This is a genomic window from Streptomyces sp. NPDC021115, from assembly GCF_044333065.1.
GTDB lineage: Bacteria > Actinomycetota > Actinomycetes > Streptomycetales > Streptomycetaceae > Streptomyces.
The window spans coordinates 330,255-355,045 of record NZ_JBIRQF010000001.1; the positions used below are offsets into that span (position 1 = coordinate 330,255).

Genomic DNA, 24,791 nt, shown 5'->3' on the forward strand with positions numbered 1-24,791 from the left:
AGGCCGCCCAGGCCGCAGCCGACTTCGAAACCAACCTCGCCAAACGCCGCGAACAGTCCGAACGCGACCTTGTCTCCCGACAGGCCAAGGCAGAGGCAGACATCCTCTCGGCCGAGCAGGAGGCGCAGACCGTGCGCGAGGAGGCTGACGCCCTCTTCCAAGAGGCCCGCGCCAAGGCCGCCCAGGCCGCAGCCGACTTCGAAACCAACCTCGCCAAACGCCGCGAACAGTCCGAACGCGACCTTGTCTCCCGACAGGCCAAGGCAGAGAAGCGGCTGGCCCAGATCGAAGGACACGCTGCGCGAACGCAGCGGGAGGCCCAGGTCATGGCCGCCACCGCCGACACCGAAGCCAACAGGATCCGGGCCGAACTCACAGAGCTCTCCCACCGCCACGAAGCAGCCAGCGCCCAGCTCGCCAACGTCCACGAGCTGCTCGCCCTGCTCACCGGCACCGACAGCCCCTTGGAGCGCGCACTGCCGAAGCCCCATTTCGAGTCGGCTCGGAGGGGTTACGACCCCGCCGAGGTCGACACCTACCTGAGGCGGCTCCGGTCCGGAGCTGTTGCCCCGCCGCCCGGATTCACCGTTCTGCGCGGGGGCTACGACAGACAGCAGGTCGACGCCTACATCACGATGCTCCAGCACCTCATTCACCACGCGGGCGCCGCGTCGATGTAATGCTCCCGCACGATCGCCCTCTATCGCCGATCCCTTCCGCCGGGCTCAGCGGGGCCCCGGGACCCGCCCGGCCGGACTCAGCGGGGCTCGGCCGCCGCCTGGCAGGCCCGCTGGTTCTCGGGGACGGAACACGGCAGATGGCCGTGTTCCTCGATGACGTTCCGCCCGGTGTCGCCCGCCAGATAGTCGAGGAACTTCGAGGTCAGGGAGTTGGCGGGCGGTGCGGTGTAGGTACTCGTTGCCGCCCAGCACCCGCCCCTCGAACACGCCGCGCGTGCCCGACTTCGCGTCCCGGCTGATCAGCCGCACCGGCAGATCGGGCCCGCCGCTCGTTGTTCCGGATCCGGCCCTCCCGGATGCGCCCGCCCACATGCGGCGGCTTGTCGGTCCCGGCGCCCGTGAGCAGCACCAGCAGCTTGAAGTGGTCCCCCTTGTTGAGCGGCACGCGCGGAAGGGATATCTCATTGCCCGCGCAGACGAGTCCGGGGCTCTCCGGCGTTCCGCGCTGCGGCAGATGCCGCAGCAGATCGGGGTGGCTGGGCTCGGTGACCGCCACGTCCCGCACGGTGCGATTGGGAAAGGTGGCGGTGAGTCCGCGGTGGTTCGTCGCCGGCGCGGTGATGTAGTCGTCCGCGTCGATGCTGCGGAAGCCGTCGTTCTCGATCCGCAGCAGCACGAGTGAGGCCCCGGCCAGATCCGGGGTGTTCTCCAGCATCCCCAGCCGCTGATGGATCTGCCCGTCCTCGGCGCTGTCGTCGATCAGCGTGTCCATCTGCACGCGGTACCCGATGCGCTTCCGCCCCGGGATCAGCCGCTCGTACGACAGCCCACCGACCGTGACGGCGACGCCGAGGAGGGCCAGCAGATTCTCGGGAGCCATCAGTTGTTCCAGCCACTTCATGGCGTACCCCCCCCCGTACACGAATGGCTTCAGGGAGGCGAATGTACGTGCCCCTCTCGCGTACGAGAGCGAGGTGGCTCAGGTCTCACCAGATGTTCGTCCCGAGTTCAACGGCCTCAGCGCATCAGCACCCCCGCGCCCTCGGAGGTGGATTCCGACGGGAGGGCGGTGAGGCCGAGTTCGGTGGGGGTGGCCAGGAGGGGATGGGTGGGGAGGATGCGGACGGTGTAGCCGAAGGGGCCGGTGCGGTCGAGGGCGAGGGGGCCTTCGTAGAGGTGGCGGCCCTCGTCGTCGGGGCCCGCTGTGGGCTTGAGGGGGATGGCGGTGGTGTCGGTCAGATGGTCGGTCTCGTCCACCCGCCCCGCCACGGCCTGGACCTCGACGTCCACCGGGTCGAGGCCGCCGAGGCGGACCTGGACGCGGAGGGAGAGGGCGGAGCCGAGTTCCGCGGCACCGCCGGGGGCGGGCGGGGTGAGCTGGGTTTCGACATGGTCGACGGTGACCCGCGGCCAGGCCGCGCGGACCTGGGCCTTCCAGGCGGACAGCTCCCCGGCCGTGCCCGGGTCGAGGGCGCGGTGGGCATGGGCGGCCGGGGCGTAGAGCCGCTCGACGTACTCCCGCACCATGCGCCCCGCGAGCACCTTGGGGGCGAGGGTGGTGAGGGTCTGGCGCACCATGTCGATCCAGTGGCCGGGGAGGCCGTCGGGACCGCGGTCGTAGAACTGCGGTGCGATCCGGTTCTCCAGCAGCTCGTAGAGGGCGGTCGCCTCCAGGTCGTCGCGGCGGTCCTCGTCGACGGCCGAGCCGTCGGCGGTGGGGATGGCCCAGCCGAAGTCGGGTTCGTACCACTCGTCCCACCAGCCGTCGAGGACGGAGAGGTTGAGACAGCCGTTGAGGGCGGCCTTCATGCCGCTGGTGCCGCACGCCTCCAGCGGGCGCAGCGGGTTGTTGAGCCAGACGTCGCAGCCGGGGTAGAGCTTCTGCGCCATGCCCATGCCGTAGTCGGGCAGGAAGACGAGCCGGTGCCGCACCCCGGCGTCGTCGGCGAAGCGGACGAGCTCCTGGACGAGGCGCTTGCCGCCGTCGTCGGCCGGGTGGGCCTTGCCCGCGACGACGATCTGGACCGGCCGCTCGGGGTGCAGCAGCAGCTCGGTGAGCCGATCGCGGTCGCGCAGCATCAGGGTGAGCCGCTTGTACGAGGGGACGCGGCGGGCGAAGCCGATGGTGAGGACGTCGGGGTCGAGGACGGAGTCGATCCAACCCAGTTCGGCGGTGCCCGCGCCGCGCTGCCGCCATGACGCGTACAGCCGCTGGCGTACCTCGGCGACGAGCTGCTTGCGCAGGGTGCGGCGCAGTTCCCACAGCTCCCCGGCCGGGAGGTGGCCGAACTGGCGGGCGCCGAGCCGGGTCACCTCGGGGGCGCGCCAGGTGGGCGCGTGGACGCCGTTGGTGACGGAGGTGATCGGCACCTCGTCGGCGTCGAAGCCGGGCCAGAGCCCGGCGAACATCTCGCGGCTGACCTGGCCGTGGAGGGTGGAGACCCCATTGGCGCGCTGGGCCAGCCGCAGCCCCATGACGGCCATGTTGAAGACGCCGGGATCGCCGCCGGGGTAGGTCTCGGTGCCGAGGGCCAGGACGCGCTCGACGCCGATGCCGGGCAGTTCGCCGTCGTCCCCGAAGTGGCGGGCGACGAGGTCGCGGTCGAACCGGTCGATCCCGGCGGGGACGGGGGTGTGGGTGGTGAAGACGGTCCCGGCCCGCACGGTCTCGTGGGCGGCGTCGAAGTCCGCCCCGGTCGCCTCGCTGAGCTCGCGGATGCGCTCCAGGCCGAGGAACCCGGCGTGGCCCTCGTTGGTGTGGAACACCTCGGGCGCGGCGTGCCCGGTGATGCGGCAGTACGCGCGCACCGCGCGCACCCCGCCGATGCCGAGCAGCATCTCCTGGAGCAGCCGGTGTTCGCTGCCGCCGCCGTAGAGCCGGTCGGTGACGTCGCGCTCGCCGGGGCCGTTGCCCTCCACGTCGGAGTCGAGGAGCAGCAGCGGCACCCGGCCGACCTGGGCCTGCCAGATCTGCGCGTGCAGCGGACGGCCCCCGGGGAGGGTGAGGGTGACCCTGGCGGGACGGCCCGTGCCCGCCCCCGGCCGGTGCTCGTGCAGCAGGGTGAGCGGCAGCTCGTTGGGGTCGAGGACGGGGTACTGCTCCTGCTGCCAGCCCTCGCGGGAGAGCGACTGCCGGAAGTAGCCGTGCCGGTAGAGCAGCCCGACGCCGATGAGGGGCACGCCGAGGTCGCTGGCGGCCTTGAGGTGGTCCCCGGCGAGGATGCCGAGCCCGCCGGAGTACTGCGGCAGGGCGGCGGTGATGCCGAATTCCGGCGAGAAGTAGGCGACGGCGTCGGGGAGTCCGGTCCCCGCGGCGTCCGGTCCCGCCGAGGCGTCCGGGCGGTCCGGGGCGGCCGCGGTGCGGCCCTGGTACCAGCGGGGGCCGGTCAGATAGTCGTCCAGGTCCTCGGCGACCGCCGCGAGGCGCCGCAGAAAGGCGCGGTCCGCGGCGAGTTCCGCCAGGCGGGCCACGGGGACGGCGCTCAGCAGCCGCACCGGGTCGCCGCCGGACTCCCGCCAGCCCCCGGGGTCGAAGGACTCGAACAGATCGCGGGTCTCGGGATGCCACGACCAGCGCAGATTGCGCGCCAGCCGGTGGAGCGGTCGTAGGGGTTCCGGGAGCACGGGACGCACGCTGAAGCGACGGATGGCCTTCACACCTTCGACGGTAGCGGCCGACGCGCCCCCGTTTCGGCTGTTTCGTTCGAGCCCCGCGAAGTTCGGTCGGGAGGCGGCAACCTTTCCGGCCAGGGCGACGACTAGGGGGCGTTCACTTCCCCCCATGCCTTGGAGGCCCCGTGCCCATCTGGGACAGATCGCAGCCCCCACCCGGTCATCCGCCCGGACACGCCGCGCGCGAGCGGCTCGCCCGCCCCCGGACGCTGGTCGCCGCGGTCGTGGTGGGCGGCCTTGCCGTCACCGGTCTGGCGAGCGTCTCGGGTGCCGCCGAGACGGAGAACGCGACGGGGAAGGGGGCCGGGGCGAAGGCCGCGGCGGCGCAGCTGGAGAAGCTGGACCGGGGCCTGGTCAGCGTCCGCTCGGGCAACGACAACCTGGTCAGCTGGCGCTGGCTCGCCACCGATCCGTCCGATGTCGCCTTCAACGTCTACCGCGGCTCCACCAAGGTCAACGCGTCCCCGATCACGGGCTCGACCAACTACCTGGACAAGGGCGCGGCGGCCACCGAGACCTACACGGTGCGCGCCGTGGTGGGCGGCACCGAGCAGGCCGCGTCGCCCGCGGCCCTCGCGTTCCGCTCCGGCTACCTCGATGTCCCGATCTCGCCCCCGGCCGCCGGTTCCGACTACACGTACGAGGCGAACGACGCCTCCGTGGGCGACCTGGACGGCGACGGCGACCTGGACCTCGTCCTCAAGTGGCAGCCGACGAACGCGAAGGACAACTCGCAGTCCGGCGTCACCGGCAACACGATCGTGGACGGCTACACCCTCCAGGGCAAGCGGCTGTGGCGCATCGACCTGGGCCGCAACATCCGCTCCGGCGCGCACTACACCCAGTTCCAGGTGTACGACTACGACGGCGACGGCAAGGCCGAGGTCGCCATGAAGACCGCGGACGGCACGGTCGACGGCACCGGCAAGACGATCGGCAGCGCGTCCGCCGACTACCGCAACTCCAGCGGCTACGTGCTGAGCGGGCCCGAGTTCCTGACGATGTTCAGCGGGAGCACCGGCGCCGCGCTGGACACCGTGGACTACGTCCCGGCGCGCGGCACGGTGTCCTCGTGGGGCGATTCGTACGGCAACCGGGTGGACCGCTTCCTGGCCGGTACGGCGTATCTGAACGGCTCCACGCCCTCCCTGATCGCGGCGCGCGGCTACTACACCCGCAGCGTCATCGCCGCCTGGGACTTCAAGGGCGGCAAGCTGACCCGCAAGTGGACGTTCGACACGAACAGCTCCACCAACAGCGGCAAGGGCTACGACGGGCAGGGCAACCACGCGCTGGCGATCGGCGACGTGGACGGCGACAGCAAGGACGAGATCGTCTACGGCTCGATGGCCGTGGACGACAACGGCGCCGGGCTGTGGACGACGAAGAACGGCCACGGCGACGCGGCCCACCTCGGCGACCTCGATCCGTCCCGGCCGGGCCTGGAGTACTTCAAGGTGGACGAGGACTCCTCCAAGCCGTCCTCGTACCTGGCCGACGCGAAGACCGGCCAGGTGCTGTGGACGACCCCGGCCAGCGGCGACAACGGGCGCGGCGTGGCCGGTGACATCTGGGCGGGCAACGACGGCGCCGAGATGTGGTCCGCGAAGGACGACCAGATCCGCTCGGCCTCCGGCGCCGCCAAGGGCCGCAAGCCGTCGTCCATGAACTTCCTGTCCTGGTGGGACGGCGACCCGGTGCGCGAGCTGCTGGACGGTACGCGCATCGACAAGTACGGCACGTCCGGCGAGACCCGCCAGCTCACCGCCTCCGGGGTGCACTCCAACAACGGCACCAAGGCCACTCCGTCGCTGTCCGGCGACATCCTCGGCGACTGGCGCGAGGAGGTGATCTGGCCGACCAGCGACAACAAGGCGCTGCGGATCTACTCCACGCCCTACGAGACCGACCGGCGGATCACCACGCTGCTGCACGACCGGCAGTACCGGGAGGCGCTGGCCTGGCAGAACACCGGCTACAACCAGCCGCCGCACCCCAGCTTCTTCATCGGCAACAAGATGGCCACCCCTCCGCGGCCGTCCATCACCACCCCCTGACGCACCACCCCCGCACCACCCCGAAATCCCCCTTCCGCACAAGGAGCTGTGACATGGAGTTACGCATGAGACGGCGGGCGATCGGCGGCGCCATCGGCGCCATCGCCCTCACCGCGGGCGCGATCACCACCGGTCTTTCCCTGTCGGCCGCGTCGGCCGCCACCTGGCCCTCGCCCAGCGGCAGCCCGCAGGCGGTCACCAAGACGATCCCGGTCAGCGGGACCACCGACGGCGGCATGAAGCGCTACTACGGCTCCGGCGACCTCGGCTCGGACAACCAGGACGAGGACCAGGGCCCGCTGTTCGAGCTGGCCGACGGCGCGACGCTCAAGAACGTCATCATCGGCGCCCCGGCCGCCGACGGCGTCCACTGCAAGGGCAGCTGCACCCTCCAGAACGTCTGGTGGGAGGACGTCGGCGAGGACGCCGCCACCTTCCGCGGCACCGGCGAGACGTACAACGTCATCGGGGGCGGCGCCCGCAAGGCATCGGACAAGATCTTCCAGTTCAACGGCGGCGGCACGCTCAACATCTCCAACTTCGCCGGACAGGACTTCTCGACCTTCGTCCGCTCCTGCGGCAACTGCTCCAGCCAGTACAAGCGCACGATCAACGTGAGCAACACCGAGATCACCGCGCCGGGCAAGGTCATCGGCGGGATCAACACCAACTACGGGGACTCGCTGACCCTGCGCAAGGTCACGATCGTCGGGGACAGCAGCAAGAAGATCGTCCCGTGTCAGAAGTACATCGGGAACAACACCGGCAAGGAGCCGACCAAGAACGGCAGCGACGCCGACGGCACGTACTGCAAGTACAGCAGCTCCGACATCACCTACAAGTAGGCGCCACGCGCAGGTGAGGTCCCGCCGCCCGGTCCGTGATTTTTTCGCGGGCCGGGCGGCAACGTCTTCCGGTGCGGCGGCGACTTCAGGGCGTACATGATCCCCCCACTCCCCCCACGGAATGGATACACATGGCACCGCAGCACCACAGACCGCGTCCCACCCGCAAGCGCGCCCTGATCGGCGGCCTCGGCGCCGCCGCCCTCACGGTCGGCGCGATCACGGCGGGGACGCTGCTCTCCTCGGCCTCGGCGTCCGCCGAATGGCCCACCCCCGGTGACGACAAGCCGGTCAGCTCGACGCAGAAGGTCTCCGGCGTCGTCGACGGCAAGATGCGGCGCTTCATCGGCGAGGGCGAACTCGGCGACGGCGGCCAGGACGAGGGCCAGCCCGCGATGTTCGAGCTGGCCGACGGCGCCACGCTCAAGAACGTCGTCATCGGCTCCCCCGCCGCCGACGGCATCCACTGCAAGGGCAGCTGCACGCTCCAGAACGTCTGGTGGGAGGACGTCGGCGAGGACGCCGCCACCTTCCTGGGCGGCGCGAAAGCCACGTACACCGTCAAGGGCGGCGGCGCGCGCAAGGCCGACGACAAGGTCTTCCAGCACAACGGCGGCGGCACCCTCACCATCCGCGACTTCGCCGTGCAGGACTTCGGCAAGCTCTACCGCTCGTGCGGCAACTGCTCCAAGCAGCAGAAGCGCGCGGTCGTGGTGGACGGCGTGGAGGTGACCGCCCCGGGCAAGTCGCTGGTCGGCGTCAACGAGAACTTCGGCGACACCGCGAAGCTCAGCAACGTCACGATCATCGGGGACGCCAAGAAGAAGATCGACCCGTGCGTCCGCTTCCAGGGCAACGACACCGGTGAGGAGCCCGAGGAGACCGGCTCAGGGCCTGACAGCAAGACCTGCCTCTACAAGGAGTCCGACATCACCTACAAGTAGGCGCCGGAACGGCTCCACCGCGCGCCGCGCCCGCCCCCGCGTCAGGGGGCGGGCGCACAGCGCCGGTTCCGCCCCCTGATGCGCACTTGTCGGGGTCCGGTCCCCACGAGACCCTGACGCCGTTCGCACCGGGGAGGGGATCGGACCATGGCGCACAGAAGGAGCAGAGGCCGCCGCCGGACGGCCGGGGCGCTGGCCGCCGCCGCGGTGGTGCTGGGCGCGGGCGGGGCGCTGCCCGCCCAGGCCGCGGGCGCGGCGGCGCACCACACCTACATCGTGACGCTGCAACGGGGAACGGGGACGCCGTCGGCGTCGTCCGGGCAGGGCAGGGGCATCGTGGAGCGGTACGGGGCGACGGTGCGCCGTACGTACAGCAGGGCGCTGAACGGCTTCGCCGTACGGGCCGACGCGGCGCAGGCGAGACGGCTCGCGGCGGACCCGCGCGTCGCCTCGGTGACCCGGGACGCCGAGGTGTCGCTGCGCGGCACCACGACCCAGCCGTATCCGCCGTCCTGGGGCCTGGACCGGATCGATCAGCCCGCCGGGACCGCGCTGGACGGCGCGTACACGGCACCGGCGGACGGCGGGCGCGGGACGACGATCTACGTCCTCGACTCCGGAGTGCGCACCAGCCACCGGGACTTCGGCGGCCGGGCCCGCTCCGGCTGGGACTTCGTGGACGACGACCCGGTCGCCCAGGACGGCAACGGCCACGGCACGCATGTGGCCGCGACCGCCGCGGGCACGCAGTACGGCGTGGCGAAGAAGGCGGACGTCGTCGCCGTACGGGTGCTGGACGACCGCGGCGAGGGCACCAGCGCCGAGGTGCTGGCCGGTCTGGACTGGGTCCTGAAGCACGCCCGGAAGCCGGCGGTGGTCAATCTGAGCCTGGGGTCGCCGGTCGCGGGGCCGGTCCCGGAGTGGGACGCAGGCGTTCGCGCCGGAGTGCGCGCCGGTCTCACCTTCACGGTCGCGGCGGGCAACGCGGACCGGCCGGCCGGGGCGTACTCGCCGGGCCGGGTGCCGCAGGCGATCACGGTGGGCGCGACGGACCGGGCGGACCGTCGCGACCCGTTCTCCAACTGGGGCCCGGCGGTTGACCTGTTCGCGCCGGGCGACCGGATCGTCTCGGCCTCCCGTACGAGCGACACGGCGGCGGCGACGCTGTCCGGTACGTCGATGGCGGCGCCCCACGTCGCGGGCGCGGCGGCGCTCTACCTCGCCGCCCACCGCTCGGCGACCCCGGCCCAGGTGACCGCGGCGCTCACGGCCGAGGCGGTCAAGGGCGCGGTACGGAACGCGGGGCGCGGCTCGCCGAACCGGCTGCTGCGCGTGGCGGACTGACGCCCCGTAGAACTCCTGGGGCGAAAACGCACACTTAATAACGCACGATCGCGGTCATATCATCGGCCCCGCACGGATACGCGCGGGGCCGAACCATGCACCCCGCGTTACGAACCGGTAGTTAACGGGAACCCGGATTGTCTCCCGGTGTCCGGTGGGAAGGCTTCCCGAACGCGCCCCCCATGGCCGACCCCATCCGCCCACCAGAGTGAACGCGGACAGGAGCTGTCATGCCCGCAACCCATCGCCCGGCGGTAAAGCCTATACAAAGGACACAGGCCGCCGCCGACCATCAAGCGCCCTCCGCTCATCAGCCCGCAACGCCGTCAGGTGATCCTATGATCGGTCGTATTCCCCTTCTGGATATCCGTCCGCTGATCGACTGCGGCCGCCGCCCCGCCAAGGCGGTCGTGGGCGAGACCTTCGAGGTCAGTGCCACCGTGTTCCGGGAGGGCCACGACGCGGTCAACGCCAATGTCGTCCTCCGCGATCCGGCCGGACGGTCCGGCCCGTGGACTCCCTTGACCGAACTCGCCCCCGGCACGGACCGCTGGGGCGCCGAGGTCACCCCCACCGCGCCCGGCCGCTGGTCGTACACGGTCGAGGCGTGGAGCGACCCCGTCGCCACCTGGCGCCACCACGCCCGGATCAAGGTCCCGGCCGGGATCGACACCGATCTGGTGCTGGAGGAGGGCGCCCGGCTGCACGAGAGAGCCGCGGCCGGAGTGCCCAAGAACGACGGCCGGGAGGCGGTGCTGGCCGCCGTCGACGGGCTGCGCGACGAGCGCCGCCCGGTCGCCGACCGGCTCGCCGCCGCCCTCGCCCCCGACGTCACCGACGCCCTCGACCGCCATCCGCTGCGCGAACTCGTCACCGCCTCGCACCCGATGCCGCTCCAGGTCGAGCGGGAGCGCGCGCTGTTCGGCTCCTGGTACGAGCTGTTCCCGCGCTCCGAGGGCGCCAAGGTCACCGAGGGGCGGCGGCCGGTCAGCGGTACGCTGCGCACCGCCGCCGAGCGGCTGCCCGCCATCGCCGCCGCCGGGTTCGACGTCGTCTATCTGCCCCCCGTCCACCCCATCGGCACCGCGTACCGCAAGGGCCCCAACAACGCCCTCTCCGCAGGTCCCTTCGACGTCGGCTCCCCCTGGGCGATCGGCTCCCCCGACGGCGGCCACGACGCGATCCACCCCGACCTCGGCACCCTGGACGACTTCGACCACTTCGTGTCCCGGGCCCAGGAGCTGCGCCTGGAGGTGGCGCTCGACTTCGCGCTCCAGTGCTCGCCCGACCACCCCTGGGTCACCGAACACCCCGAGTGGTTCCACCGGCGCGCGGACGGGACGATCGCGTACGCCGAGAACCCGCCCAAGAAGTACCAGGACATCTACCCCATCGCCTTCGACGCCGACTTCCCCGGCCTCGTCCGCGAGACGGAGCGGCTGCTGCGGTTCTGGATGTCCCACGGCGTGCGGATCTTCCGGGTCGACAATCCCCACACCAAACCGGTCGTCTTCTGGGAGAAGGTGATCGGGGACATCAACCGCACCGACCCCGATGTCATCTTCCTCGCCGAGGCGTTCACCCGGCCCGCGATGATGAACACGCTCGGCGTTATCGGCTTCCAGCAGTCGTACACGTACTTCACCTGGCGCAACGGCAAGCAGGAGCTGACCGACTACCTCACCGAGCTGTCCGGGGACGCGGCCGCCTGGATGCGGCCCAACTTCTTCGTCAACACCCCCGACATCCTGCACGCCTACCTTCAGGACGGCGGCCGCCCGGCCTTCGCTGCCCGGGCCGTCCTCGCCGCCACCCTCTCCCCCACCTGGGGTGTCTACGCGGGCTACGAGCTGTGCGAGAACACCCCGCTGCGCGCCGGCAGCGAGGAGTACCTGGACTCGGAGAAGTACCAGCTGCGCCCGCGCGACTGGGCGGGCGCGGAGCGTACGGACCGGACGCTCACCCCGCTCCTCACCCGGCTCAACCGGCTGCGCCGGCGGCACCCCGCCCTGCGCCGGTTGCGCAACCTGCGATTCCACCACGCCGACAACGACTCCGTCATCGTCTACTCCAAGCGCACGGGCGACTCGTGCGTGCTCACCGTCGTCAACCTGGACCCCCACCACACCCAGGAGGCGACGGTCTCGTTGAACATGCCGGAACTCGGCCTCGACTGGCACGAGTCCGTCCCGGTGCGCGACGAGCTCACCGGCGAGACCTATCACTGGGGCAGGGACAACTACGTACGCCTGGAGCCGGGCCGTGACATGGCTCCCGCGCACGTGCTCTCCCTGCGACCGTCCTCACCGATCGGAGGGTCACCCACAACATGATCGTCAACGAGCCCGTACCCGACACCTTCGAGGACACGCCCGCCAAGGACCGTGACCCCGACTGGTTCAAGCGCGCCGTCTTCTACGAGGTGCTGGTCCGCTCCTTCCAGGACAGCAACGGCGACGGCGTCGGCGACCTCAAGGGCCTCACCGCCAAACTCGACTACCTCCAGTGGCTCGGCGTGGACTGCCTCTGGCTGCCGCCCTTCTTCGCCTCCCCGCTGCGCGACGGCGGCTACGACGTCTCGGACTACACGGCCGTGCTGCCGGAGTTCGGGGATCTCGCCGACTTCGTCGAGTTCGTGGACGCCGCGCACCAGCGCGGCATGCGCGTCATCATCGACTTTGTCATGAACCACACCAGCGATCAGCATCCGTGGTTCCAGGAGTCCCGCACCGATCCGGACGGACCGTACGGCGACTACTACGTCTGGGCCGACGACGACAAGCAGTACCAGGACGCCCGCATCATCTTCGTCGACACCGAGGCGTCCAACTGGACCTTTGATCCGGTACGCAAGCAGTACTACTGGCACCGCTTCTTCTCGCACCAGCCGGACCTCAACTTCGAGAACCCGGCCGTCCAGGAAGAAGTACTGGCCGCCCTGCGCTTCTGGCTGGACCTCGGCATCGACGGATTCCGGCTCGACGCCGTGCCGTATCTGTACGCGGAGGAGGGCACCAACTGCGAGAACCTCCCCCGCACCCATCAGCTCCTCAAGCGCGTCCGCGCCGAGATCGACGCCCACTACCCGGACACGGTGCTGCTGGCCGAGGCCAACCAGTGGCCCGAGGACGTCGTCGACTACTTCGGCGACTACGAAGCGGGCGGCGACGAATGCCACATGGCGTTCCACTTCCCCGTCATGCCGCGCATCTTCATGGCGGTGCGGCGTGAATCGCGCTACCCGGTCTCGGAGATCCTCTCCAAGACCCCGGCGATTCCGTCCGGCTGTCAGTGGGGCATCTTCCTGCGCAACCATGACGAGCTGACGCTGGAAATGGTCACCGACGAAGAGCGCGACTACATGTACGCGGAGTACGCCAAGGATCCGCGCATGCGCGCCAACATCGGCATCCGGCGCCGGCTCGCTCCGCTGCTGGACAACGACCGCAACCAGATCGAGCTGTTCACGGCCCTGCTGCTGTCCCTGCCCGGCTCGCCGATCCTGTACTACGGCGACGAGATCGGCATGGGCGACAACATCTGGCTCGGCGACCGCGACGCGGTGCGGACGCCCATGCAGTGGACCCCCGACCGCAACGCGGGCTTCTCCTCCTGCGATCCCGGGCGGCTCTTCCTGCCCACGATCATGGACCCGGTCTACGGGTATCAGGTGACGAACGTCGAGGCCGCCATGTCCTCGCCGTCCTCCCTGCTCCACTGGACGCGGCGGATGATCGAGATCCGCAAGCAGAACCCGGCCTTCGGGCTCGGCTCCTTCACCGAGCTGCCCTCCTCCAACCCCGCCGTCCTCGCCTTCCTCCGCGAGGCCCCGCGGACCCGGGACGGGGAGGACGACCTGGTGCTGTGCGTGCACAACTTCTCGCGCTTCGCCCAGCCCACGGAGCTGGACCTCCAGTCCTTCGCCGGCCGCCACCCGGTCGAGCTGATCGGCGGCGTCCGCTTCCCCGCCATCGGCGAGCTGCCCTACCTGCTCACCCTGGCGGGCCACGGCTTCTACTGGTTCCGCCTCCGCCCAGCAGACCCACCCCCACACCGCCCCAAGCTCTGACCGCAGGGGGCCGGGCCCCCAACCCGGCAGCGCTCCCCGGCCCGAGACGGGGCGGGCCGGGGCAGGTGCGTGGGGCCGCGCCTCGAACGTCGCCTGCGGGGCCCGGACACTGTCCCCCACCCCGCCCCTTCCCGAAACCGGGGCCAGCCCCGGCCCCCGGCGTCCCGGGCGAATCCGAGCCAAGGCCCCGCTCCGGTCTGGGGCTGCGCCCCGGACCCCGCCCCGAGGCTTCGCCTTGGCTCCCGGCTTGGGCTGCGCCAGAGGCCCGGCCCCGCCTCGGGGCTGTGCGTCGGGTCTCGCGGAGGCGGGGGCGCGGGGCTCGCTTCGCACTGGAGTTCGGCACCCAAAGGGCGGGGGTGGCGTGGTTGTTGCGGGGCGCCGGAGGGGCCGGGGTCCGGGGACGGGTCCCCGGGTTCGGGAAGGGGCGGGGTGGGGGAAAAGCGGCCTCTGCGCTCACCCCGGGCGTTTTCGTCAGGGCTTCATGGGCACTCTGACTACGTACCGCCACCGGCGGAGCCGATCGCGTACTCCGTACTCGCCGTACGGACGATCCTCGCCCGACACGTCCCGCACCGTCGCACAGTCAACGCCGCAATCCGGGACACTTTGCCCTGATCTGTCGTGTGCCCGGGGAAAGGACGCGACGCCATGCCGGAAGCTTCATTCTCCCGGGGGGCACACCACCCGCCGACCGCTACCGCATCAGCCGCCACGGACGGGCCGGGGGCCGGGCTGCTCGGCTCGCTCGGGCCGTTACTCGCCGAGTGGCTCCCCCGGCAGCGCTGGTTCGCGGGCAAGGGCCGCCCCGTCACCGGCTTCGCCCTCGTCTCCGCGACCGAGATACTGCCCTGCCCGCCGGGCGGCACGACCCCCGGGCTGCTCCATCTCCTCATCCGCGCCCAGCAGCCGGAACCGCCCGGCCATCGCCACGGCTTCGGCTGCGGCCACCGCCGTGGCGCGGCCGCCAGTGACTGCTACCAGATGCTGCTCGGCGTCCGCACGACCCTGCCGCCCTCCCTCGCCCCCGCGCTCATCGGCCACCCGAGCGGCGGTCCGCTGCACGGCCGTACCGTGTACGAGGCGCTGGCCGACCCCCGCCTCGCCTCGCTCCTCCTGGAGCGGCTCCGCGTACCCGGCCGCCTGGGCCCCCTCCGCTTCGTACGCGAACCGTCCAGCGCCATCCCGTCCGTGCTGCCGCCCCGGCTGATGACGGCCGAGCAGTCCAACTCCTCCGTGGTGTACGGCGATACGTTCATCCTGAAGCTCTTCCGGCGCGTCAGCCCCGGCACCAACCCGGACCTCGAACTCCCCCTCGCCCTCGCCCGCACCGGCTGCACCCGGGTGCCCGCGCCCGCCGCCTGGTTCGAGGCCGCGCCGCCGCCGGAGGGGCCAGGGCCGCGCCCGGAGCCGTTCACGCTCGGCGTCCTCCAGCCCTACCTCGCCGGGTCCACCGACGGCTGGCAGCTCGCCCTCGACGCCCTCGCCGTGCGCACCGACTTCGCCGACGCCGCGCACGCCCTCGGCCGCGCCACCGCCGAGGTGCACCTCGCGATGGCGCGCACGCTGCCCGTCTCCGTACTGCGCCGCCCGCAGATCGAACACCTCGCCGCCGCCATGAGCGAACGCCTCGACTCGGCCGCCGCCGCGGTGCCCGCGCTCCAGCCGTACCGGGGCGCGCTGCACGCCGCGTACGAGGACGTCGCCGCCCTCGGGCGCGACGGGCGCACCTGGGCGGCCCAGCGGATCCACGGCGATCTGCACCTGGGGCAGGCCCTGCTGACGGCGGAACGGCAGTGGTCGCTGATCGACTTCGAGGGCGAGCCGTCCCGTCCGCTCGCCGAACGCCGCCGCCCGCAGCCGCCGGTCCGCGACATCGCGGGCATGCTCCGCTCCTTCGACTACGCGGCGGCCGTGGGCGGCCACGACACCCCGCAGGACTGGGCCGGGCGCATGCGCGCCGCCTACTGCGCGGGGTACGCGGAGGCCGCCGGTACGGATCCGCGCGACGAGCCGGAGCTGCTGCGCGCCCACGAGACCGACAAGGCGGTGTACGAGGTCCTGTACGAGGCCCGCCACCGCCCCGACTGGCTGCCGGTCCCGATGACCGCCATCCGCCGACTGGCCGCCGCCGTCCACTGACCCCGCCCGCCCATACTTCCGGGAGGACCACCCCGTGACCGCACGACCGCCGTCCAGCCAGCACCCGTCCGACGAGGGCCCGGGCCCGGACCCGGCGGTCCCCCCCACGTTCCGGTCGGCCCGAGCCACGGCCCGGGGCCCGCAGCACGGCGCGGCCGACGCCCCGGGCGTCGGGGCCGGGCTGCGCGAGGGCGCATCGCCCCGCCAGGATCCCCACTCGCCCGAGTCCGCGGGCATCAAGCCCACCTCGCGGCCGTCGTACGGGGCGCCGCCCGAGCCCCGGGCGCCTCGGGTGGCGGCGGAGCCCGCGGCGGACGAAGCCGTCGCGCCGCGACCGACACCCCCGCCCGGGCCGGAGCCCGAGCCGTACGACGACCACGGGGTGCGGGCCGCGCCCGCGCTCGGGGGTGAGGAGCGGCGGCGGTTGCTCTGCGGGGGGCACCACGACCCGCATGGGCTGCTCGGCGCGCATCCGGTCCGCGGCGGGGTGCTGTTCCGGACGCTGCGGCCGTACGCCCGTGGCGTCACCGTCGTCGGCGCCGGGTTGCGGGCGCGGTTGCGGGCCGAGGGGGACGGGCTGTTCTCGGGCGTGCTGCCGCTGGCGTCCATCCCGGACTATCAGCTGCTCGTGGCGTACGACGACACCGAGGTGGAGGTCCACGACCCGTACCGGTTCCTGCCCGCGCTCGGCGACCTCGATCTGCACCTCATCGGCGAGGGCCGCCACGAGGAGCTGTGGCGGGCGCTCGGCGCGCAGCCGATGACGCATCACGGGGTGGCCGGGACGCGGTTCACCGTATGGGCGCCGAACGCGCGCGGGGTGCGGGTCACCGGGGACTTCTGCTACTGGGACGGCACCGGCTTCCCCATGCGTTCGCTCGGCTCCAGCGGCGTGTGGGAGCTGTTCGTGCCGGGCGTCGGCGAGGGCGCGCTGTACAAGTTCGAGATCACCCGCCCCGACGGCAGCCGCGCGCTGCGCGCGGACCCCATGGCGCGGCGCACCGAGTGCCCGCCAGCGACGGCGTCCGTGGTGCACGCCTCGCACCACCACTGGGGCGACGACGCGTGGATGGCGGGGCGGGACGGCGGGCGGGTGCACGAGCGGCCGTTCTCGGTGTACGAGGTGCATCTGCCGTCGTGGCGGCCCGGGCTGACCTATCGGCAGCTGGCCGAGCAGCTGCCCGCGTACGTCAAGGACCTCGGCTTCACCCATGTCGAGCTGATGCCGGTGGCCGAGCATCCGTTCGGCGGCTCGTGGGGCTACCAGGTGACCGGGTTCTACGCGCCGACGGCCCGCCTCGGCACGCCCGACGACTTCAAGTACCTCGTCGACGCCCTGCACCAGGCGGGCATCGGGGTGCTGGTGGACTGGGTGCCCGCGCACTTCCCACGGGACGCCTGGGCGCTGGCGGAGTTCGACGGCCGGCCGCTGTACGAGCCGTCCGACCCGCTGCGGGCCGCGCACCCCGACTGGGGAACCCTCGAATTCGACTACGGCCGCACGGAGGTGCGCAACTTCCTCGTCGCGAACGCGGTCTACTGGTGCGAGGAGTTCCACATCGACGGCCTCCGCGTGGACGCCGTCGCGTCGATGCTCTACCTCGACTACTCCCGCGAGCCCGGCCAGTGGACGCCCAACGCGCACGGCGGCCGGGAGAACCTGGACGCGGTGGCGTTCCTCCAGGAGATGAACGCGACGGTCTACCGCCGCTGCCCGGGCGTGGTGACCATCGCCGAGGAGTCCACCGCCTGGGACGGCGTCACCCGGGCCACCCACCACGTGGGGGCGAGCGGCTTCGGCGGGCTCGGCTTCGGGCTGAAGTGGAACATGGGCTGGATGCACGATTCGCTGGGCTACCTGGCCCATGAGCCGGTGCACCGGAAGTACCACCACCACGAGATGACGTTCTCGATGGTGTACGCGTACAGCGAGAACTACGTCCTCCCCATCTCGCACGACGAGGTGGTGCACGGCAAGCGGGCGCTGGTGAGCAAGATGCCGGGCGACTGGTGGCAGCAGCGCGCCGACCACCGGGCGTACCTCGGCTTCATGTGGGCGCATCCGGGCAAGCAACTGCTCTTCATGGGCCAGGAGTTCGCGCAGGGCGCGGAGTGGTCGGAGCGCCACGGCCCCGACTGGTGGCTGCTGGACCCCTCGTACGCGGCCGCCCCCGACCACCGGGGGGTGCGCGATCTGGTGCGCGACCTCAACCGGGTGTACGCGGCGACACCGCCGCTGTGGCAGCGGGACACGGTGCCGGAGGGCTTCGCATGGGTGGAGGGGGACGGGCACGAGGACAACGTGTTCGCGTTCCTCCGCTTCGACGCGGACGGCTCCCCGCTGCTGGCGGTCAGCAACTTCTCGCCGGTGGTACGGCACGCCTACCGGGTGGGCGTACCGGACGCGGTCCCGCTGTGGCGGGAGGTGCTGAACACCGACGACGAGCGGTACGGCGGCAGCGGCGTCCTCAATCCGGAGCCGCTGAAGGCCGAGCCGACGGCCGCCCACGGCCGCCCGGCCAGCCTGCTGCCGACACTGCCGCCGCTGGCGACGATCTGGCTGCGCCCGGCCTGAGCCCGCGCACCAGCCTGTGTTCAAAAGGTTGACGAGTGACGTGGACACGCCTAAAGAGGGTGTGAGAGCGCTCTCACACCCCCTTCAGGAGGTACGTCCATGCGCCCCCGCAGACACAGATCCGTGCTCAGAACGGCTTTAGCGGCCTTCGCCGCCACCGCCGTCGCCCTTCTCGGCGCCACGTCCTCACGGGCCGACGTGCCGCCCACGCCCACTGGCTGGAACCTCCAGTGGAGCGACGACTTCACCGGCTCCGCCAACACCCTCCCCTCCGCCACCAACTGGCAGATCGACACCGGCTACAGCTACCCCGGCGGCCCCGGCAACTGGGGCACCGGCGAGATCCAGCGCTACACCGACTCCACCAGCAACCTCGCCCTCGACGGCAGCGGCAACCTCCGCATCACCCCGCTCCGCGACGGCTCGGGCAACTGGACCTCGGCGCGCATCGAGACCAAGCGCGCCGACTTCAAGGCCCCGGCGGGTGGCGTGCTGCGCATGGAGGGCCGCATCCAGATGCCGAACGTCACGGGCGACGCCGCCCTCGGCTACTGGCCCGCGTTCTGGGCGCTCGGCAGTCCGTACCGGGGCAACTACCAGAACTGGCCGGGCATCGGCGAGTTCGACATCATGGAGAACGTCAACGGGATCAACTCCGTCTGGGGCGTGCTGCACTGCGGCGTCAATCCGGGCGGCGCCTGCAACGAGAGCACCGGCATCGGCGCCAACCGCGCCTGCCCGGGCTCGACCTGCCAGTCCGCCTTCCACACCTACCGCTTCGAATGGGACCGCTCGACCAGCCCGAACCAGCTCCGCTGGTACGTGGACGGCCAGCAGTTCCACAGCGTCAGCCAGAACCAGGTCGACGCCACCACCTGGTCGAACATGACCGACCACGCGGGCTACTTCCTGCTGCTCAACGTGGCGATGGGCGGTGCCTTCCCCAACGGCGTCCACGGCGCGGCCACGCCCACCGCGGCCACCGTCTCCGGCCGCCCCATGCTGGTGGACTACGTGGCGGTCTGGACCCGCGGCGGAGGCGGCGGCACCGACCCCGGCGGCTCCGCCACGCTCTACCCGGGCCCGGGCGGCGCCCTCGGCGCGGCCTCCTCGTCCGCGAGCGCCACGACCCTGGCCTCGGCGGGCGGCACCAACCACGACGGGACGCCGTACCAGCCGCAGACCTTCACCTCGTCCGGCATCACCCGGACGTACAACGGCGGCTCGACGGCCTTCGACCTGTTCGTGGACGCGGGCACGACCGTGGCCAACGGGCAGCAGGTGCGGATCTCCTACGACCTCACGGGCGACGGCAGCTGGGACCGCACCGAGACCTACCAGTACTTCGCCACCGATCCGGCTCCGGGCTACGAGCACTACACACAGGCCCGCGGCCTGAAATCCGCCACCGGCTCGCTCGGCAACATGAGCAATGGGAAGGTCCGGGTCGAGGTGTGGAACGCCATCGGCAACGGCTCCAGCACCCTCGGCACCGGCAACCAGTCCACCGTCCGCATCCCGTTCAACTAAGGCCGGAAACGGGACCGGAACCGGGGTCGGGGTCGGGACCGGGCTCGCCCAGCCGGGCGAGTTCGTCCCGTACCCGGTCCGCGTCCGGGTGGCCGAGGGCGTCGAAGCGGCTCAGCGCCGCGCACCAGCTCATCCGCGCCCCGGCCACGTCCCCCGCGGTGCGCTGGGCGTCGCCCAGCCGGTGCAGCGACTCGGCCTCCCGCACCCGCTCGTCCAGACCGCGCCGCAGCGCGACCGCGTGCCGGTAGCAGCTGATGGCCTGCTGGTGGTCGCCGAGGTGGTGATGCGCGTACCCGAGGCTGTCCCAGGCGGCCGACTCCCCGCGCCCGTCGCCCGCCTCCCTCAGGAGGGCGAGGGCCTTCCCGCAGTGCACCAGGGTCTGCTGGAAGTCGCCCAGCCTGGCGTACGCCCACCCCAGGTTGTTGAGGGCGTACGCCTCGCCCTTGCGGTGCCCGGCCACCTGGTACAGCTCCAGCGAGCGCCGGGCGTGGTACAGCAGCTCGTCGTCGCGGCCCTGGCGCTCGGCCGTCATGTTGAGCGCGACATGGATGCGGGCCTGGCCGATGTGGTTGGCGGTCTGGCCGTGCAGGTTGAACGCGCGCAGCAGATGGCTGCGGGCCCGGTCGTACAGGCCCATCCGCAGATCGGCGAGGCCGAGCCCGTGGCAGGCGTAGGCCTGTCCGGCCGGATCGGCGACGCGGTGGGCGGCGCCCAGGGCGATGCGGTGGACGGTGCGCTGGTCGTGCCAGTGGCCGAGCTGGTCCAGGAACTCCATGAGCGACCAGGCCAGTTGCCAGGCGTGGGTCTCGAACCCGGCGTCCGCGGCCCGCTGGAGGGCCGCGATCAGCACCGGGTGTTCCTCGCTGAACCAGGTGAGCGCCTGGGCGTGCTCGGTGAACGTCTCGACGGTGACCCCGGACCGCGCCGGGGCCAGCGGGATCGGCTCCCGGTGCGGGGTGAAGGCGCGCCCGGCGGCGAACGAGGAGTGCAGGGAGTGGTCGAGCACCCGGTGCAGCGCGGCCCGGCGCTCGTCGGCCGAGTCGTACTCCTGGGTCAGCTCCATGGCGTACGCGCGCAGCAGATCGTGGAACGCGTACCGGCCCGGGCTGCGCTCGGCGATCAGATGCGCCCGGGTGAGCCTGCCCAGCAGCCTGCGCGCCTGGGTCAGGTCCACCCCGGCGAGGGAGGCCGCGGCGGGGGCGGCGATGTACGGGCCGGGGTGGACGCCGAGCAGCCGGAACAGCCGGGCCGCGTCGTCGCCGAGGGTGTGGTACGACCACGAGAACACGGCCCGGACGTCGGTGGTGGCGTCCCCGCCCTCGAACGCGTCGAGGCTGCCGCGCGCGTCGTGCAGCTCGGCGGCGAGCGCGGCGATGGGGAAGCGGGGGTGGGTGGCGGCGCGGGCGGCGACGATGGCGAGCGCGAGGGGCAGCCCCGCGCACACCGTGACGACGTCCTCCACGGCCCGCGGTTCGGCGGCGGCGCGCTCGGCGCCGATGCGGCCCACGAGCAGGTCGCGCGCCTCGGCGCGGCCGAGCAGATCCAGCGGCAGCGGCCGGGCCTGTTCCGCGACGACCAGGCCGGTGAGTTCGTTACGGCTGGTCAGCACCACCAGGCAGCCGGGCGAGCCGGGCAGCAGCGGGCGTACCTGCTCGGCGTCGCGGGCGTTGTCGAGCAGGATCAGCACCCGGCGGTCGGCCAGCAGGCTGCGGTAGAGGGCGGTCTGCGCCTCCACGGTGGCGGGGATGCGGTGCGCGGGCACCTGGAAGGCGTCGAGGAAGCCACGGACGGCCTCGGCCACGGTCATCGCGGAGCCGGTGGGGCCGAAGCCCCGCAGGTTGACGTACAGCTGCCCGTCGGGGAAGCGGTCGCGGACCCGGTGCGCCCAGTGCACCGCGAGGGTGGTCTTGCCGAGGCCGCCGCTGCCCGCGATCACTCCGATCACGGCGGCGGTCGGCGCCCGGCCGGTGGCGGAGGCGTCGCCGGTGCGCAGCAGGGCGTCCAGACCGGCGAGTTCGCGCTCGCGGCCGGTGAAGTGGGCCACGTCGGGCGGCAGTTGCTGGGGCACGGCAGCGGCGGAGACCGGGGTGGCGGTGGTGTCGTCGGGGTCCCCGGGCACATCGGCGGCGTCGGGCGCCTCATGGGTGTCCGACGGGGTCTCGGGCCGGGTGTCGAGCGCTTGGCGGTGCAGCCGTTGCAGCTCCTCCCCCGGTTCGATGCCCAGCTCCTCGGCGTACCGCTGCCGGGTGGCGCGGAACAGCGCGAGGGCGTCGGCCCGCCGCCCTGACCTGCGGAGCGCCTCCATCAGCAGGGCCACCGAGCGCTCGCGCAGCGGGTGTTCGGCGACCAGCGCGGACAGCCGCACGACGGCCTCGTGGTGGCGCCCGGCCCGTACGTCGATCGCGGCGCACTCCTCGACGGCGGCCCGCCGCTCCTCTTCCAGTCCGGCGCCGACGGTGTCGGACAGCCAGCCGCCCGCCACGTCGGCGAGCGCGGGTCCGCGCCACAGCTGGAGCGCGGCGCGCAGCAGCTCCGCGGCCCGGTCGTCCTTCTCCGCGCGGGCCTCGCGCACCAGGTCCCGGAAGCGGTGCAGGTCGACGGCCGTGCGCGGGGCGGTGAGGCAGTAGCCCTTGGCGGAGGTGGTCAGTTCGGTGTCGGGCAGTGCGGCGAGGATGCGGCGCAGCTTGGAGATCTGGACCTGGACGGCGTTGCGCGCCGAACCCGGCGGGTCCTCGCCCCAGATGGCCATGACCAGCCGGTCGACGGAGACCACCCGGCCCGGCTCCAGCAGCAGCATCGCCAGCACCGAACGCTGCTGGGCGGCGGTCGGGCCCAGCAGCCGGTCGGCCCGCCATATGCCCACGGGCCCCAAGAGGCGTAACCCGGTCCCGTCCACGCGCTGCCCCCGTCGGTACCAGAGAATTCATGTGACCATCCCGCAGCCTACCCACAGGGCCAGGTCAGCGACGCATCAGCGGGATATCAGCGGCTCGTAGGACGCTGGGCGTCATGACCACGGCCGGACGCACCCGCGGCAGACCCCGGATAGGCGACCTCGTCTACGACATCGAGCGCGAAACCATCGGCCGCGTCGCCTATATCGACACCGGTGGCAACGTCGCGTGGGTCAAACCCCGGCACGGCGGCCCCGAATGGACCGCGCTCCCTGAACAGTTGCGTCCGGCGGCGGACGGAGAGGGCTGACCAGCCCTTCCCTGGACGGGTGTCCCGTGTTCTGCCACGGGGGGAGGACGCGGGGCACCGACGCGTCGTGGACATCCCGGACGGGAACACGACCGCGGCCCTGCCCCGATTCAGGAGGGCAGGGCCGCGTGGGCGTGGGGTGTCAGGCAGGCACGTGCTCCTTGGCCGTGTCACCGTCACGCTGCTCGGGGAGCGCCTTGGTGTCGGCGCCGTCGGAGTCGTCGGCGGCCGGACCGTGGCCGCCGCCGTTCGCCGCGAAGGCAGCCGTGTCGAACGGCAGCTCTCCGGCGAGGACCTGCTTCATCCGGTCCTTGTCGATCTCCTTGGTCCAGGTGCCGACCAGGACGGTCGCCACCGCGTTGCCCGCGAAGTTGGTGAGGGCGCGGGCCTCGCTCATGAAGCGGTCGACGCCGACGACCAGGCCGACACCGCCGACCAGGTCGGGCCGGTGCGACTGGAGACCGCCCGCGAGGGTCGCCATACCGGCGCCGGTGACACCGGCGGCACCCTTGGAGGCGACGATCATGAAGACCAGCAGGGATATCTGCTCGCCGATCGCGAGCGGCTTGCCCATGGCGTCGGCGATGAACAGCGACGTCATGGTCAGGTAGATCGCGGTGCCGTCCAGGTTGAAGGAGTAGCCGGTCGGCACGGTGATGCCGACGACGGGGCGGCTGACGCCCGCGTGCTCCATCTTGGCGATGAGCAGCGGCAGCGCGGACTCCGAGGAGGACGTCGACAGGATCAGCAGGAACTCCCGCGCCAGGTACTTCAGCAGCAGGAACAGGTTCACGCCGGCCACCAGGCGCAGGATCGTGCCGAGGACGACGATCACGAAGAGGAGGCAGGTGGTGTAGAAGCCGATCATGATGACGGCGAGCGCCTTGAGCGCGTCCAGACCCGTCTGGCCGACCACCGCGGCGATCGCGCCGAAGGCACCCACCGGGGCCAGCCACATGACCATCGACAGCAGCTTGAAGACGAGCTGCTGTATGTGGCCTATGCCGCGCAGCACCGGCTCACCGGACTTGCCCATGGCCTGGAGGCCGAAGCCCACGAGGAGGGCGACGAACAGGGTCTGCAGCACCTGCTCCGAGGTGAAGGCGGAGACCAGGGTGGTGGGGATGATGCTCAGCAGGAACCCGGACAGGCCCTCGCTGGTGCTGCTGTCGACCTGGTCCTGACCGGCCTTCGCCACTTCCTGGCTGAAGTGCAGCCCGCTGCCGGGCTCCAGGATGTTGCCGACGACCAGACCGATGCCGAGCGCGACGGTCGACATCACCATGAAGTAGCCGAGGGCGAGGCCGCCGACCTTGCCGACCTTGGCGGCCTTCCGCACCGATCCGACGCCGAGCACGATCGTGCAGAAGATGATCGGCGAGATCAGCATCTTGATCAGGTTCACGAAGCCGTCGCCGATGGGCTTCAGCTCGACCGCCGTGTCGGGGGCGACGAAGCCCACGAGGATCCCCAGCGCCACCGCGCCGATCACGGCGAGGTAGAGGTAGTGGATCTTTTCCTTCTTCTTCGCCTTCGGCCGCTCCGGCTCTGTACGTCCCGATGCGGGCGGCGTGATCTCCGCAGCCACGGTGCTGCCTCCTTCTCTTCGGCCGTCCAACTGTCCCGGCGCTGTACCGTGTGCGGCTCGCACACCGCCTTGAACGGTTCCGGCGACTATGCCCCACGGCTGTGACGGGGGTCACCCTTCCGTTCATTTCGTTCACACAAAGAT

The 24,791-nt window shown here is 71.9% G+C and carries 15 protein-coding genes; 11 read left to right on the forward strand and 4 right to left on the reverse strand.

What is annotated here, in order from left to right; genetic code table 11:
- Nucleotides 1–680, forward strand: a 680-nt coding sequence (locus ACH4TL_RS01465; RefSeq protein ID WP_398425128.1) for a DivIVA domain-containing protein, incomplete at its 5' end; no start/stop codon positions are given.
- A gap of 202 nt (nt 681–882) precedes the next feature.
- Here ACH4TL_RS01465 and ACH4TL_RS01470 read toward each other — a convergent pair.
- Together ACH4TL_RS01470 and glgP are read right to left on the reverse strand one after the other, a co-directional pair.
- On the reverse strand, nt 883–1,581 hold the full coding sequence (locus ACH4TL_RS01470; RefSeq protein ID WP_398313590.1) for a hypothetical protein: 699 nt from the start codon (nt 1,579–1,581) through the stop codon (nt 883–885).
- Nucleotides 1,582–1,697: 116 nt separating this feature from the next.
- Complete coding sequence (gene glgP / locus ACH4TL_RS01475) at nt 1,698–4,337, reverse strand: alpha-glucan family phosphorylase (RefSeq protein WP_398313588.1); 2,640 nt, start codon at nt 4,335–4,337, stop codon at nt 1,698–1,700.
- Between the two features lie 146 nt (nt 4,338–4,483).
- Here glgP and ACH4TL_RS01480 point away from each other — a divergent pair, with 146 nt between their 5' ends.
- From ACH4TL_RS01480 to ACH4TL_RS01520, 9 genes are all read left to right on the forward strand, one after another.
- Nucleotides 4,484–6,409, forward strand: coding sequence for a rhamnogalacturonan lyase (locus tag ACH4TL_RS01480; protein ID WP_398313733.1), 1,926 nt, complete (start codon nt 4,484–4,486; stop codon nt 6,407–6,409).
- A gap of 53 nt (nt 6,410–6,462) precedes the next feature.
- Nucleotides 6,463–7,254 carry a pectate lyase gene (locus ACH4TL_RS01485; protein WP_398313586.1) on the forward strand — a complete coding sequence of 264 codons (792 nt, stop codon included), beginning with the start codon at nt 6,463–6,465 and terminating at the stop codon, nt 7,252–7,254.
- A gap of 131 nt (nt 7,255–7,385) precedes the next feature.
- Entirely contained in the window at nt 7,386–8,198 is an 813-nt protein-coding gene (locus tag ACH4TL_RS01490) for a pectate lyase (protein WP_398313584.1), read from the forward strand.
- A gap of 147 nt (nt 8,199–8,345) precedes the next feature.
- Complete coding sequence (locus ACH4TL_RS01495) at nt 8,346–9,542, forward strand: S8 family peptidase (protein ID WP_398313582.1); 1,197 nt, start codon at nt 8,346–8,348, stop codon at nt 9,540–9,542.
- Nucleotides 9,543–9,880: 338 nt separating this feature from the next.
- Nucleotides 9,881–11,875, forward strand: a complete 1,995-nt coding sequence (locus ACH4TL_RS01500) for a maltotransferase domain-containing protein (protein ID WP_398313580.1) — start codon at nt 9,881–9,883, stop codon at nt 11,873–11,875.
- Nucleotides 11,872–13,611, forward strand: a complete 1,740-nt coding sequence (gene treS / locus ACH4TL_RS01505; RefSeq protein ID WP_398313578.1) for a maltose alpha-D-glucosyltransferase — start codon at nt 11,872–11,874, stop codon at nt 13,609–13,611. Before ACH4TL_RS01500 ends, treS begins: the two co-directional genes overlap by 4 nt.
- Nucleotides 13,612–14,259: 648 nt before the next feature.
- Nucleotides 14,260–15,750, forward strand: coding sequence for a maltokinase (locus ACH4TL_RS01510; RefSeq protein WP_398313576.1), 1,491 nt, complete (start codon nt 14,260–14,262; stop codon nt 15,748–15,750).
- Nucleotides 15,751–16,132: 382 nt separating this feature from the next.
- Complete coding sequence (gene glgB, locus ACH4TL_RS01515) at nt 16,133–18,325, forward strand: 1,4-alpha-glucan branching enzyme (protein WP_398313731.1); 2,193 nt, start codon at nt 16,133–16,135, stop codon at nt 18,323–18,325.
- 99 nt (nt 18,326–18,424) lie between these two features.
- On the forward strand, nt 18,425–19,855 hold the full coding sequence (locus tag ACH4TL_RS01520) for a glycoside hydrolase family 16 protein (RefSeq protein ID WP_398313574.1): 1,431 nt from the start codon (nt 18,425–18,427) through the stop codon (nt 19,853–19,855).
- Here the strand turns inward: ACH4TL_RS01520 and ACH4TL_RS01525 are convergent.
- The gene (locus tag ACH4TL_RS01525; RefSeq protein ID WP_398313572.1) at nt 19,848–22,718 is read right to left on the reverse strand and encodes an AfsR/SARP family transcriptional regulator; all 2,871 of its coding nucleotides are present in this window, start codon (nt 22,716–22,718) and stop codon (nt 19,848–19,850) included. The genes ACH4TL_RS01520 and ACH4TL_RS01525 overlap by 8 nt on opposite strands.
- A 146-nt stretch (nt 22,719–22,864) precedes the next feature.
- On the opposite strand from ACH4TL_RS01525, the gene ACH4TL_RS01530 reads away from it, so the two are divergent.
- Complete coding sequence (locus ACH4TL_RS01530; protein ID WP_398313570.1) at nt 22,865–23,059, forward strand: hypothetical protein; 195 nt, start codon at nt 22,865–22,867, stop codon at nt 23,057–23,059.
- Between the two features lie 142 nt (nt 23,060–23,201).
- On the opposite strand, the gene ACH4TL_RS01535 is transcribed toward ACH4TL_RS01530, so the two are convergent.
- On the reverse strand, nt 23,202–24,647 hold the full coding sequence (locus tag ACH4TL_RS01535; RefSeq protein ID WP_398313568.1) for a cation:dicarboxylate symporter family transporter: 1,446 nt from the start codon (nt 24,645–24,647) through the stop codon (nt 23,202–23,204).
- Between the last annotated feature and the right edge of the window lie 144 nt (nt 24,648–24,791).